General features: G+C 40.9%; 13 protein-coding genes. 4 read left to right on the top strand and 9 right to left on the bottom strand.

Annotated elements, in window-relative coordinates:
• Positions 1 to 45: 45 nt before the first annotated feature.
• The 4 genes from MNR06_RS00970 to MNR06_RS00955 all read right to left on the bottom strand — a co-directional run bounded on the left by MNR06_RS00970 (position 46) and on the right by MNR06_RS00955 (position 5212).
• A complete protein-coding gene (locus MNR06_RS00970) occupies positions 46 to 303 on the bottom strand; it encodes a DUF2249 domain-containing protein (RefSeq protein ID WP_243537964.1) in 258 nt (85 codons plus the stop codon).
• A 71-nt stretch (positions 304 to 374) separates the two neighbouring features.
• Positions 375 to 2651 (bottom strand): nitric-oxide reductase large subunit, encoded by a 2277-nt coding sequence (locus MNR06_RS00965; protein WP_243537963.1) that lies wholly within the window; start codon positions 2649 to 2651, stop codon positions 375 to 377.
• A gap of 190 nt (positions 2652 to 2841) precedes the next feature.
• Positions 2842 to 4659, bottom strand: a complete 1818-nt coding sequence (locus tag MNR06_RS00960; RefSeq protein WP_243537962.1) for a hypothetical protein — start codon at positions 4657 to 4659, stop codon at positions 2842 to 2844.
• A gap of 265 nt (positions 4660 to 4924) precedes the next feature.
• On the bottom strand, positions 4925 to 5212 hold the full coding sequence (locus MNR06_RS00955) for a hypothetical protein (protein ID WP_243537961.1): 288 nt from the start codon (positions 5210 to 5212) through the stop codon (positions 4925 to 4927).
• 214 nt (positions 5213 to 5426) lie between these two features.
• On the opposite strand from MNR06_RS00955, the gene MNR06_RS00950 reads away from it, so the two are divergent.
• Entirely contained in the window at positions 5427 to 5903 is a 477-nt protein-coding gene (locus MNR06_RS00950; RefSeq protein ID WP_243537960.1) for a hypothetical protein, read from the top strand.
• 50 nt (positions 5904 to 5953) lie between these two features.
• Here MNR06_RS00950 and MNR06_RS00945 read toward each other — a convergent pair whose 3' ends face one another.
• From MNR06_RS00945 to MNR06_RS00930, 4 genes are all read right to left on the bottom strand, one after another.
• Positions 5954 to 7618 (bottom strand): hypothetical protein, encoded by a 1665-nt coding sequence (locus MNR06_RS00945; protein WP_243537959.1) that lies wholly within the window; start codon positions 7616 to 7618, stop codon positions 5954 to 5956.
• Between the two features lie 72 nt (positions 7619 to 7690).
• Positions 7691 to 8815 carry a metallophosphoesterase family protein gene (locus MNR06_RS00940; RefSeq protein ID WP_243537958.1) on the bottom strand — a complete coding sequence of 375 codons (1125 nt, stop codon included), beginning with the start codon at positions 8813 to 8815 and terminating at the stop codon, positions 7691 to 7693.
• 235 nt (positions 8816 to 9050) lie between these two features.
• Positions 9051 to 9713, bottom strand: a complete 663-nt coding sequence (locus MNR06_RS00935; RefSeq protein ID WP_243537957.1) for an O-methyltransferase — start codon at positions 9711 to 9713, stop codon at positions 9051 to 9053.
• A gap of 120 nt (positions 9714 to 9833) precedes the next feature.
• Complete coding sequence (locus tag MNR06_RS00930; protein ID WP_407933189.1) at positions 9834 to 10349, bottom strand: DUF1697 domain-containing protein; 516 nt, start codon at positions 10347 to 10349, stop codon at positions 9834 to 9836.
• A gap of 166 nt (positions 10350 to 10515) precedes the next feature.
• Between MNR06_RS00930 and MNR06_RS00925 the strand changes: the two genes are divergently transcribed.
• Positions 10516 to 11025 carry a hypothetical protein gene (locus MNR06_RS00925; RefSeq protein WP_243537955.1) on the top strand — a complete coding sequence of 170 codons (510 nt, stop codon included), beginning with the start codon at positions 10516 to 10518 and terminating at the stop codon, positions 11023 to 11025.
• A gap of 64 nt (positions 11026 to 11089) precedes the next feature.
• On the opposite strand, the gene MNR06_RS00920 is transcribed toward MNR06_RS00925, so the two are convergent.
• On the bottom strand, positions 11090 to 11335 hold the full coding sequence (locus MNR06_RS00920) for a DUF6496 domain-containing protein (protein WP_243537954.1): 246 nt from the start codon (positions 11333 to 11335) through the stop codon (positions 11090 to 11092).
• A 559-nt stretch (positions 11336 to 11894) separates the two neighbouring features.
• Here MNR06_RS00920 and MNR06_RS16700 point away from each other — a divergent pair.
• Both MNR06_RS16700 and MNR06_RS16735 read left to right on the top strand, forming a co-directional pair.
• A complete protein-coding gene (locus MNR06_RS16700; protein WP_256461059.1) occupies positions 11895 to 12023 on the top strand; it encodes a hypothetical protein in 129 nt (42 codons plus the stop codon).
• 343 nt (positions 12024 to 12366) lie between these two features.
• A complete protein-coding gene (locus MNR06_RS16735; RefSeq protein ID WP_243537953.1) occupies positions 12367 to 12774 on the top strand; it encodes a transporter substrate-binding domain-containing protein in 408 nt (135 codons plus the stop codon).
• The last annotated feature ends 4 nt before the right edge of the window (positions 12775 to 12778 follow it).

Genomic DNA, 12778 nt, shown 5'->3' with positions numbered 1-12778 from the left:
TTGCACCCGGAACCTTGCTATCGCTTCTTTATGTTTTATTTGTTTTTAGCCACAATATCCGCAACAACCTTCTTTCTTATTTTTCGTGAGTTTCAATTTCCAAAGGTCAGGACCTTTTGCTTGATACTCATGGGCAAATTGATTTGCTCTGTTTTGTTCGAATTGTTTTAAAAGTGGAACAGGATCATGGGTATTAACGATCACCACACTTTCCCCTGCTTCCAAATTGTCGAAAGCCTCAAAGATGTAAGCATGACGATGTTGAGGTGGGATTGACTGAGCTTCGATAATTACTTCTTTCATTGGGATGGTGCTCCTTTAGGTTTAAAGTAGCCCATCCCTGAAAGTGATTCCTTGACCTGGATCAAGAAACCTTATCTTTTGCTCATTGTATCTTCAGATAGATCTACGGTGCTCTTAACAGAAAAGCCCGCCTTAAGACCGATTACAAACCATCCTAAAGCTAAGATACCGATGGTAAAGATCGTGTCGCCAATGACTCGCAACCAGCGCAAAGTATCCATGCCTGGTTGCTGCATGAACTCTGCAGATCGCGCATACCAGAAGCCATGCTCTACGCTGGCTAGGGTTTGTAAAAAGCCAATTGGCAGAACACTGATTAGAACCATCAAAGCTAAACCAATGTTGATGGACCAGAAGGCAAATTTAATTACACCATCTTTCCAGACATTGCGAGATGCTAGCCCCTTTAGAACAAACAGCATTAAGCCAATCCCCAGCATCCCGTACACACCAAATAAAGCAGTATGGCCATGCACTGGAGTTGTATTAAGACCTTGCATATAATAAAGCGCAATCGGTGGATTGATTAAGAACCCAAAAATCCCCGCGCCCACTAAATTCCAGAAAGCGACGGAAATAAAAAAGTATATTGGCCACTTATAAGCTTGTAACCACTGTGCTGCCCTACTGACTTTAAAGTGGCTATAGCCTTCAAATCCTAATAGGACTAATGGCACGACCTCTAGAGCACTGAAGCTAGCACCGATCGCTAAAACCGCTGTTGGTGTTCCAGTGAAATAAAGATGATGGAAAGTCCCTAAGATACCACCTGCTAAGAAGACGATGGTTGAAAACAGCACACTTAAAGTTGCAACTTTCGTATTAATCAGTCCCATGCGCGTGAATAGGAAAGCAATCACCACTGTCGCAAAGACTTCAAAGAATCCTTCGACCCACAAATGCACGACCCACCAGCGCCAGTATTCGGCGATGGCTAAATTTGTATGGCGGCCCCACATGAAGCCTGCGACGTAAAATAAGGCAATGGCGGCAGAAGCAATCATGAACATGGTTAATAGATGACGATTTTCTTTTTGCTGTTTAAATGCAGGCCAAATGGCTCTAGACATTAGGAACAACCATAAGAATAAACCAATCAATAAAAACGCCTGCCAAAAGCGACCAAGATCTACGTACTCATAACCTTGGTGACCAAACCAGAAGTTTTCTTCTAACCCCAGTTTCTGCATGACTCCCATCCACTGACCAGCTAATGAACCGACCACGATGATAAGTAAGCAAATAAATAAAAAGTGCACACCGGCGGCTTGAAATTTGGGTTCATATCCAGAAACCGCAGGAGCAATAAACAGACCCGTTGCTAACCATGAAGTCGCAATCCAGAAAATACCAATTTGCACGTGCCAAGTTCTTGTCACTGAATAAGGAAGAAAATCAGCTAACGGAAATCCATAAAAGGCACTGCCTTCAACGCCATAATGGGCTGTGACCGCACCAAGAATAACTTGCACCACCATCAATGCGCACACCACCCAGAAATACTTTAAGGTCGCCGCCATGGAAGGAGTTGGTTTTAAACCTAAAAGGGGATCGAGCTTAGGAAGATTTTCATCGATTTCATCACCGTGATTAACGGCATAATAAAACGCTAGTAGCGCAATACCCGCTAACAAAATAATGACGCTAAAACCAGTCCACAAAATAAGAGAACCAGTGGGTTCGTTACCAACAAGTTTATCTGGTGGCCAGTTATTCGTGTAAGTGATATCGCTGCCAGGTCTGTGGGTTACGCAAGCCCAAGAAGTCCAAAAGAAAAAGGAATTCATCCAGGCCATACGCTCAGGATCTTTGATCGCATTTTTAGGAATGGCATAGTCGTCCCGCAATTGGGCCATGGCTTCGCCGTCCATAAATAAATCACGATAGTGTTTGCTATTATCTGCGATGGCTTCCGCTCTTAATGGACTCACAGTTAAAGTGCCAGTTGCAGAATCATAACTGTTTTTACGCATTTCATTTTGCAGTTTTGATCTAACTGAGGCTTTTTGTGCTTCATCAAGCTGGTCATATTTTTTACTGAAATCAGTTTCTGCCAAACGATTGGCGATGAACACAGCTTCTCTGTGAAGCCAATCAGCGCTCCAGTCTGGTGCGACATAGGCGCCGTGGCCCCAAATAGAACCTAACTCTTGCCCCCCTGTTGACTGCCACACGTTCATACCGTCTTTGATATGTTGACCGGTAAATAAAACCGTCCCGTCAGTAGTGATTACTTGTTGAGGAATTGGCGGAGCCTCCCGATAAATCTCCCGCCCGTAATAACCTAACACTGCAAATGAGGCTATGACGACAATTGCGAATATCGTCCAAAGTTTTTTGTGGCTCATGAAATAGACTCCTTTATTTTCGGCAAAGGTACTCTCTATTTCATTACATTGAAAAAGTGTTACTTAAGAAAAGATGATTTAGATCACGGGATAAATACAAAAAAATATTAATACTTGATACGCACTAAAGTTATAAATACACAGTTCTTTAACTGCATAAAAAAGGCTCCTTGTCGGAGCCTCTTTAGTTTTAGATTTTAGCTGAAATCCAGATCACTCCCCCAAAACCTTTTACTTTGTTGATCTCAGGAGTTTTATCAGAATCAAATGCCCAGTATGGACGGTTCTTGTTGTACTCAACTCCCGCACCGACTGTGACATACTTATTCACGGCCTTTTCAATTCCTAATCTGAAACTCACTGCTAATGCATTGTCATAGTAAGCATCCTTAGAACGGTTGCTAACAATTTGGCTTGCATCAACAGCAAACGAGATCGTTCCAAACTGCGCTGCCGGAAAGCTTGCCTTTACAAGTTGGCGAACTGCGGAAGCGGCGTACGCTTCGACACCTTCAAAAATATAGTACTCTGAATTTATCACCAAGAACGCCTTGGCGTTTGATGACTGAGTCGTATCATAAATCACACTGATACGGTCATAGTGGGTTTCTAAAACGGTGGATCTAGATTTTTGACTATTACGAGTCACTTCAAATTCTCTTTCACCGTCAACGCTTAAACCTTTTTCATTAATTTTTTGATTAACACCGACTCTAGGACGGATATCAATCGAAGTGGCCTTATCTTCAACCCCCAGATCATTAATGAAGGTTTCTACCTCAATGCGACCTGTAGTTTTATTGATACGAGCGTAACCCTTAGCTTTCGTACCTGAAACCACCGTATGGCGCGTTTTAGTTTCAGAATTCATATGCGCATCAAAACTTGGCGCTTTAATCTGCATGAAACCAGCATAAAAGTTACTCATGCTTCCATATTCGTCGAGGATTGAATTCACCACTTCTTTAGAAACTTGATTTTGCATTGCTACACCGACCGCGTTCATTTCAAAACGACCGTCTTGGGTGTCAAAATCCGAATGCATGATAAAACCACGGGCTTGGGTTCCACCAAAATCTTTCGTGAATTGCAGGCCCGCTGTCGTTCCTTCGTTACTTACTTTTAGTTTCACGATGGGATCGTTTTCTTTAATCTCGGCAAAACCTTTTAAGTTATCTTGCACCCAACGCGAAGTTTTAGGTAAGTAGGCGTGATATTTATTTGCTTTGGCAGAAGACTCAACATGGGAAACCCCTGAGATTGGCCCCAGGATTCTAGTGGATACATCCACTGCTTCTTGAACGGTCTTAACGCCGGTATTTACTAACTGAGAATAGTTTTGAATAAAATAAACGCCTGAATGCGGATCTCTAAAGTGATAAACCATGTGGCCATCACCGTTTTTACCCTTTTTATCTTTTTGCCAGATCCCCGTGTGCATACCCACATCCTGGAATCCCAATGCTTTAGCGTGATCAGAAAGATAGCGATGAATATCGCCGCAGATACCGCCCTCTTTTTGTTTTGCTATGGCATTAGCAAAAACCTTTTGCATGTTATCTTCGTTTTTTGTTTCTGAGCTATAACCTTCAGAAAGGCGTGAACCCATAAAAGAAAGGTAAGCAAGCTTTTGCGATAATGAAAGACTAGAACCATGATTACGGGCCAAAGCTAAAGAGTCATTATAGCTTTTTGCGGCTGGAAGACCCATCACGCTTCCGCCGAAAGAGGCTTTATAAAGATCAGCAGCTTTTAAGTAGCTGGCTTGATCGTTCCTAAAAACCTCATTTACTTTGAAAGCATGGATATCGTACTTATCACCATAGTTTGTAGCTTTATAATAAAAAACTGAATCGAAAATAGTATCAGTTTTGGCAGCTGATTTGATCTCTATAATGGATAACGAAGCCATCTCAGTTTGAGATTCAGTATAGCTATGTCCTAATTTATACCCGGCATAGTAAGAAACCCCTAAGAACGCCGCCATCGCTAAACTTCGGTTAAACATACGCATCCCCTTCAAGTTGTAGATCTTTGCTGTTACAGAAACATACGAAAACGAAAAGCAGATCTAATTTTTTATTTTATTGAAGGATATGATTGCAAAGGAAAGACCACGTTATTATGGAACCTAGTTGTTTTGAGTGCGTATGATTTTTACTGTGTTTAAAAATTAGTTAACAGTGCTTTTTCGCTGTTTCAATTGGGTACGGGTATGTGCAAGGTCTGCAATAAAAAAGGTCCCAGTGAAGGGACCTTTTAGTGAAATTATGTTACCGACAGACGTGACCGTAAGACACATTGTTACCAACGTAACATTTGCAAGGAGCACTCAGTCTTTTATATTCACCCATGTCACAGTATCCGCCGCCGTGACTTCTGATACAGCAGTAGCGTGATGAAGCGTTGATCTCCATGTCAACTGGCTCTGCTTCAGCAGAAGAATAATTCACTTCTTGTTGTTGCACTTGCCCGAACAAGAAAGCTTCTTCACCTTCAAAGGCGTGCGCCGCAAAGGAAAAACCTAAAGACAAAATAACAGCCATAAAAATTCGTTTCATTTTAAACCCTCAGTGGTTAATGGTTGAGACTTTAGTCTTCGGAAAAACTTGAGTTTGCGCAATATGTATCCATGCATATCAACACAGGTCTGCGGAACATCACGGTACATGTTTGATGAGGATGTAATCTACAAAGCAAAATTTGCGCTGCTCTAAAATTGCTCCTTCTAAAAATTCTAGATAAAAATCAAAACGTATAAAAAAGGAGACTACGATGAAAATACTATTGGCTCTGGTTTTAGCGCTACCTATGTTTGCGCACGCTTATAAAGAAAGTTACGTGAACCGCACTTCAAACCCTTACGTTCCTAAAGCGGGAATCGTAACAAGCGCACAAATCTGCGTAGATAAAGTGAACTATTTTTTCCGCGTTTATATTCCCAAACACACGGTTGAAACTTGCCGCGAACGTCGCATGGATTATACCGATTCAAAATATCCTAAAGAGATCTGCATTGGTCGTAAGGTCACAACCGTGCCAGCACACTATGAAGATAAATCGATGTATACACAAAAAGATGTGTGCGTGAAATGGAACCGCAGCGACTCAACTCGCCCCCGTTGCATTGGTTATGAAAGACAAACTGTGCAACTTCCTTTGACCTACACTCAATATACTTATGAGTGGTCTGATTACCGAAAAGAGCGTCCGATTAAAACCGAGGAAAAGGTTATTGAGACTTGCAGATAATAAAAAGGCTCCTTGAGGAGCCTTTTCTTTTTTTTTAGATTTAGTGTTCTTTAAAATTGACCTTCACAGACTCCCGGCGTTGTCGTCAGAATCGGTTTATAATTCGCCGAAAAGTAGTTCTTCGTATCAAGATCTAAGAAAAGCTGATTCTTTTTACAGTTCGTATAAAGCGCTCTATAAATACTTAATACGTTATTAGAGAAGTCTTTATATTCCCCTTCAGTCATTTGCAGCCCCTTAGTGAAATAGGCCTTAGCAGCGTCCTTGGTTTGCGCACTAAAGACATATCCATGCAGATTCACTAAGCCCTTATACACATCTGGATTAAAGTGACGAACAACCATAGAAGCATTTAAAAAGATATCGGCATTGTCCTTCCAAGAGTCGTAACTAGCCGCACTTCTTTTTACATCAACAATGACCTGGTGCTTTTTGAAAGGATTAGAATCAAATCCACCATCATTGTCTTTCAGAAGCATTACTTTAAGTTCTACACCTGTTTGCTGGATGGCTTTTAGCGTTTCTTGTTCCTCTGGAGTCAGTGTCGTCAAATCTTTGGCAGAAAGTTCTTGGAATTTCTTTTGCGAAATATCGCGCACTTTGCCAGCAGATGTTCTATAAAAGTATTTTTTCTTATAATGAATATTGCCGATGCGATCTGGATTTTCAAATAAGAAGTCTAAGATCAACATGCTTGAAGTATCCTGCATACCCATCATCTTTTGTCCTGCGACCGCTAGATCACGACTGCCAAGGATTTGCTCAATGGGTCTAAAATCTTTCAGGGCCGGATAATGAACGCTGCTAGTTTTAAATTTTTCAATTCTAGTCTTCGCAGGTTTTGTGCCAGAGATCTCAGAATAGCTAGCCTCGTTAGAAGGATTTTCTGACAGCGGTCCATAGATCGTCAGCCTATCGTCAGTCAGCTGACGATTTTGATAATAACTGGGCGCGGACACAAGCTTGCGGGTGGTGGAATTATAAAAGGAAGCTGGAATGATCCCTAACCCGTGGCTTGCGCCTAAATACTCTGAAGGAATTTGCGAAAGCGACCCGTGCTTAAGATTTAATAGCAAAGACGTCTGCATATCATAAAATCTATAAAGATAACTGTTCTTAAATACAGCCGACAGGTACCGGCCCGCTAAAGAGTGTTCTAACACGGTGTCTGTATCCACTGTGCGTAAGACCGATGCTGGAATATCTACGGCTTTTAGATAATTAGATACGTGATAATAGCCGAACATACTGCCACTAGAAACCCCGGGCGATGAAAACTTAAACTTCACTTCTTTATCTGGATAATCTTTGGCGTCTTTTAATTTCGTTTTTCCGGCTTTTGATAAGGGGCAAACCGTTTTTTGAAATTCAATCTCGCCCATGCCCTTTGGAATTTTATAAGACTCAATGGCTATTGAAGTATTGTGAACTTTAGGACAACTATAATAAGTTTTTGGCGCGGGATTGGTACTTACTGAGTTATATAAATTTGCGCGGCATAGATCTTCTTCATCCTTAGTCACCTTTTGTGGCATTCCTGGAAGAGGTTTTAAGATCAAACACCGCTCTTCATGGCGTTTACCAGGAACGATAAAGTTATAGGCCTTTAGTGCGATGCTTTCATCAGCGGGGTTTAAAGCGGCCTGTGTAATACCGGGTGAAAGTGACAGAGCCAAATACAGACTTAAAGTTTTATGTAGGGTTCCAGTAAACATAAGGGTTATCTCCAGTTAGAAGATAACCCTTATTCTTTTAATCAGATTTAAACCAATTACATTGCTGAAAAATCAGCGCTTGTAAATAACGCGGTTTTTTGAATCCAAAGTAATGGAGCTTGGCAAAGAACTAAGGTTTTGTTCAGTCCCTGCAGAATTAAAGTAACGAACTTTTAATTCATTTGTCTCTGCAATGGAAACCTCAACGAATCCATGGGGAGTTTTAATGCTTGTTCCAACGATATATCTTTGTGATCCCCCTGCGCAAGGTAAGGAAACCACACGAAGCTTCTTGCCATCTGGATAAGTATAGTGACCAGAATAAAAACCGTGGGAATGACCAAAAAGAACAAGATCGACTTTGTTTTCTAAAAGCATTGCTTCAAGTGTGAACGAACCATTGGTTTTTCTTTCCCCCGACAACACCCCATTTTGATAAACGGTGGAGCTATTAGCCTTAGAACTGACGATGGAATAAAGCGGGATATGCCCATACACCACGCGCGCGCGCGCTTTTTTTGCCGTATCTGATGTCAGTTGTTTTTTTAGCCAGTTTAGCTGTTCCGTGCGGTTTTTCAGTTTTGCATAGTTTGCGTCATCTAAAGAAACAAAGAATACATCTTCGCGAAGGAATGAATAATAGAACGGATAGTTGCTATCATCTACGTATTGCACGTTCGGAGTATTCTTCTTCCAGTGTTGGCTATAGATCTTTCTTTCTTGCGCATAGTAGGCGTCATGATTCCCTGGCGTTGGCGCAAAGGGCACGTGGGCCGTATCCATAAGTGAAGAAACTTTTTTCGTAAAGACACTCCACATTCTTGTATAGGTGCTATCGGATAAAGAGCTTTTTTCCCCGTCGATGTAGTCACCCATGCCAAGAATGACTGCAGGATCCCGGGCGATCATGCTTTTAACTGTGGCCGGGGTGTGGCTGCTATAATCCCCGTTTACGTTCACGTTCATGTCACCGAAGGCGTGAAATTTCATAGCACTGTGGCTCACGTTCAGATCAGGATCTGTTGGAGTGGTGGGTTCTGTGACTGGGGCCGAAGACGTGTCGTTGCCATCAGTTGGAAGGTTGTTATTAAGGTTCGTGCTTTCTATTGTGTCAGAAGCAGGGGCACAGGCTGAAACGGACAAAACAAACATTAGACCAGCGATTGGAGCGATGATTTTTTGGTTTATTTTTCTCATCTCTCCGTTATCGGCTAAAGCTGCCGAATAACATACGGTCCAATGGTATAATTTCTTGTATGCGTGTAATGCTCAGAGAAATGTTTTTGAAATTGTCAGGTTGGTTGGCGCTTTAATTAGAATTCACGAAAAAAAGCAAATTTTTTAAGAGAATATTCAGATATTTAAATGCTGACTAAGGTCTGTTCTCAGAGGGTAAAGGCAGATTTTTCGTCTGCCTTTTTTAACTTTATTTTTAAATTTTTATGGAAACTTCATGTCCACTATTATTTCCATTTTTTTGCGTCACAATCGGTGAAGAAACATAACCGTTGGCAAAACTTCTGACGTGTTCTAAGAAATTTTCTAAGCCCTTGTGATTGGTATTATCGGCAGCGACGATTCCCGAGGATTTAATTTTCGGTTCTAGTAGTTTTAAAACATCTAGGTACATATCTTTAGGACCGTCTAAGAAAACCATATCAAGTTCTGGAATGTCTTCTTTTAAAGTTTTTAAAGCATCACCACCTCGGAACTCTACGTAATCCAATAAACCTGCTTCACCTAGGTTCATTTTTGCTTTTTCTACTTTTGCTGGCAAAAATTCAGTCGTGATAACTTTGCCCCCACCGTTATCGCGCATAGCACAGGCAAGATAGATCGTAGAAACACCAAAAGATGTTCCAAACTCAACCACGGTCTTTGCCTTCATTGAGCGCGCCATAGCATAAAGCAGGTTCCCAAATTCCGATCCAATACACATGTAGGCTTTACCCATGGCCGTATAAAACTCGTCGCGTGAAGCCGTGGCTGGTAAGGCCATCGCTTCCCTGCGTGCCACTTCATGGTTTTCTGTGGCATCTTTATAAAGATTTGCTAGGACTGTTTGAACTTTTTCAGAAGCCAAGGTTGAAGACATATTTCACCTCTATTTATTGTTATAAAAATACGTTCTTACATTGGGCATATTCAGAGTCAGCTTAAATTTTTTAGAGGTAAAAACTTGGACCTGTAATTGAGAATGATTTGGGGACCTTCCCTATTGACGCACAATTTTCTTAATGGTTTCAAGGCTTCTAGTTGTTACGGCTTTGCCGAAAGTTTTTTCGATTAACACCATAAAGACGGCGCCCTTAGGACTTGGTGTATAGGCAGAATAAATCACGCGATCTTTAAGCTTTAAAATTCTTGCTTTATCTTTTTCCATGGGCAGATCTAACTTCGCCGTGGGCTTATTTTTTAAAAATGTCACAATGGGCTTCATTTTAGGTTTTAATTTAAATTTTTTAAAGTGGTCATCATCAATAAGTTTTTGCAGATCATCCAATGATCGCACAATGGTGCTAAATTCAGTGCCTAGTTCTTTCTTTAATACTTTTTCGATTTTCTTTTCTAAAGTACTTTCTGAAGCTTTTCGGTAAGTAAATACGGCGTTGCCACTAGATAAAACCGTCTTCACATCGGTGAAGCCCGCGCCTTCCAACGCTTTCTTAAGCTCGGCCATTTTGCAATTCATAGGACTGACTCCGCGAAGGAGGGCTGCGTATCTGGGCATACTGATTTATTATCAGAATATTACTATTCACGGAATATATAACGCGCCTGTAAACACTGATTTTTGCAGAAGAATTTTCAATTTTGAAATTCCATGAACACAATTTGAAAGTGTCCTGATAAGACGCTTTTAAATTTTTTAAAAAGACCAAACCCGGAGAATTAAAATGTTTAAGTTCGTTTCGTTTTTATCGGTCCTGTTCTTATCTGTTAACGCTCTAGCCATCGACACAGCTCGCTGCCCTGAAACAATCGATGTGCAAGTTGAAGTACAACGAGTTTACAAAAGCTCTATCTACAAAAACTTCCCAGGCTGGAAAGAGGCGCAAGCGACTTTGTTGAACAATCCAGTTGTTGAAGCTAACTTCGTTTTGGTTTCTACAAAAAATAATGCGTGTCTTTACAAAGACGATGCACAAAACGTGGCTAAATTAAGTACTGCTACCTTTCAAGATCCTGAAACTGTGGGTGAAGATCATGTTGATCAGTTGATCTTGAATTTAAAATTAGAAAACTCTTCTTACGTTTCTTATATCCCGGTAAAAGGTTATGAAGTATCAGGTGTAGAACTTTATCAAAACCCTTACAGCCTAAAAATCAAGGCTCACTTGTACAATTCCACTCAAAAAAGATATGTGGATTTAGATTTAGGAATGGTTTCTGTTTCTGGTAAGTAATAAAATTAAAGCGGCTTTTTATCGAAGCCGCTTTTTCTTTTTCAGCTTAAACTTTGGCTGACTGTTATTTTTTCGAAGTTTTCTTGCGCGACGTTTTCTTTTTTGTGGCTTTCTTTTTAGATGCTTTTTTCTTTGCAGGAACTTTTTTACCTTTCTTACGTGCCTCTGAAAGTCCTATGGCTATGGCCTGTTTGCGGCTTTTCACCTTCCCGCCTTTACCACCTTTACCGCTTTTAAGTGTTCCCTTCTTTTTTCTTTTCATTGCTGATTTGACGTCTTTGCCTGCTGATTTTGAATATTTGCGTGCCATGCTGCTGCTCCTCCTAAAGAAGTTTTGAAACCGTTCAGAAATTGAGTCAAATCTCGAATAAAATACGAGTGAATTATTGCAACAATACAAGTGACGGCCAGCGCTTCATATGAGACGAAAAATAAACTTGGTCACCTAAATGTGCTTTAGAAAAAAAACATTTAAGTCGATTTATATTCAATGCTTGTGCGATTTTTGAGCGTCCTATTTTTAGTATCTTTACTAACGGGTTGTACCATTGATGGGAACCTGGAAGACCTTAGTGTTCATAATCGCATAAATCTTGTTCTTGATGAATCCAACAAGGCTGTTAATTCCGCAGACATTGGCGCTTACCATATCAAGGTCAGTGTTATCACGTAGACCAACCGGTAACGGTCTCTATCGAAGGTAAAGGCGAATTTTCAGCGACTTGAAGGTTCCACTGAAGGAGAGTTCGTAGTTAGAGCTGAACAAGCTGAAACTGAACTTGCTCAGATAGTTTTAATTTACTTAAAATTACAAGCTCTTTGCAAGAAGAGCAGTTTGCAATCTACGCGCCTCCATTGACTCTTAGATTATGAACTTGAATTCCCATGCTGATATCTATGAGACTTATTTCGTGCCGACGTTTTCTGCGTCACGGGTGTTCTTTACAAGTGATGCTTATAACTCCCAGGTCTTAGAGTTGTTTGCTGATACCTACTAGGCCCTGATCTTTGTCACTGAACAAGCAGCTTCAATCTAGAATTTAAGCTACACTTAGCTAGATGAAGTCGTCGTTCTTTTTAATAACCTTTCTTCTGAGTACTTTATTTTCAATCAGGGCTCTAGCTAGTCCCTGCCCGAAACCGTTAACAATTTCTGTTGCTGAAAGTTGGCCACCCGCTGTCCTGAAAACCTTAGAAACTTATCGGGAGCCATTTAAAGAACTCGGCTGCCAGGTTGTGCTAAAGAAAGTTCCGTTATCTCGATCGATGCGAATGGTTTCTAAGGGACAACTTGATGGCGACACTTTTCGGATTGCGGGATTTGAAAAGGATTTTCCCCATGTGCTTAGAGTACGGACGCCGATGGCGCGGTTTGGTTATTATCTTTATAAAAAAAAGAATACGGCTGTTGATATTAATGATCCTAAGTCTTTAGCTAATCGCAAGACCTGTCTAACCTTTGGTAACAGATTACGCTATAAGGTCGCTCGGGATCTAAAGCTAAAAGTCACGCAGACCTCTAATACTAGCCAGTGTTTAAAAATGCTCACCACAGAACGCGTTGATGTGTTCTTTGGCCCTCGGCCTGAACTGGAAGATCCCAGTTTAAAAGATCTAAACGAACAACTTGTTCGCGCCGATCAACCCTATATGACCGTGAATCTTTATATTTACTTAAACGAAAAACACAGCGAGCTTGCAAAAAAGCTTGAGCAGAATTTAGATAAATATTTTGTGACAGTAGAATGACTTT

Origin of the sequence: Bdellovibrio reynosensis, from assembly GCF_022814725.1 — a bacterium.
GTDB classification, from domain to species: domain Bacteria; phylum Bdellovibrionota; class Bdellovibrionia; order Bdellovibrionales; family Bdellovibrionaceae; genus Bdellovibrio; species Bdellovibrio reynosensis.
The sequence above is the reverse complement of the archived record's forward strand: the minus strand, read 5'-3'. Positions and strand labels throughout refer to the sequence as shown.

Bases quoted from the DNA above. Each gene is read 5' to 3' on its own strand.
- MNR06_RS00970 (WP_243537964.1), bottom strand. From the start codon at position 303: ATGAAAGAAGTAATTATCGAAGCTCAGTCAATCCCACCTCAACATCGT.
- MNR06_RS00965 (WP_243537963.1), bottom strand. From the start codon at position 2,651: ATGAGCCACAAAAAACTTTGGACGATATTCGCAATTGTCGTCATAGCC.
- MNR06_RS00960 (WP_243537962.1), bottom strand. From the start codon at position 4,659: ATGTTTAACCGAAGTTTAGCGATGGCGGCGTTCTTAGGGGTTTCTTAC.
- MNR06_RS00955 (WP_243537961.1), bottom strand. From the start codon at position 5,212: ATGAAACGAATTTTTATGGCTGTTATTTTGTCTTTAGGTTTTTCCTTT.
- MNR06_RS00950 (WP_243537960.1), top strand. From the start codon at position 5,427: ATGAAAATACTATTGGCTCTGGTTTTAGCGCTACCTATGTTTGCGCAC.
- MNR06_RS00945 (WP_243537959.1), bottom strand. From the start codon at position 7,618: ATGTTTACTGGAACCCTACATAAAACTTTAAGTCTGTATTTGGCTCTG.
- MNR06_RS00940 (WP_243537958.1), bottom strand. From the start codon at position 8,815: ATGAGAAAAATAAACCAAAAAATCATCGCTCCAATCGCTGGTCTAATG.
- MNR06_RS00935 (WP_243537957.1), bottom strand. From the start codon at position 9,713: ATGTCTTCAACCTTGGCTTCTGAAAAAGTTCAAACAGTCCTAGCAAAT.
- MNR06_RS00930 (WP_407933189.1), bottom strand. From the start codon at position 10,349: ATGCCCAGATACGCAGCCCTCCTTCGCGGAGTCAGTCCTATGAATTGC.
- MNR06_RS00925 (WP_243537955.1), top strand. From the start codon at position 10,516: ATGTTTAAGTTCGTTTCGTTTTTATCGGTCCTGTTCTTATCTGTTAAC.
- MNR06_RS00920 (WP_243537954.1), bottom strand. From the start codon at position 11,335: ATGGCACGCAAATATTCAAAATCAGCAGGCAAAGACGTCAAATCAGCA.
- MNR06_RS16700 (WP_256461059.1), top strand. From the start codon at position 11,895: ATGAACTTGAATTCCCATGCTGATATCTATGAGACTTATTTCGTGCCG.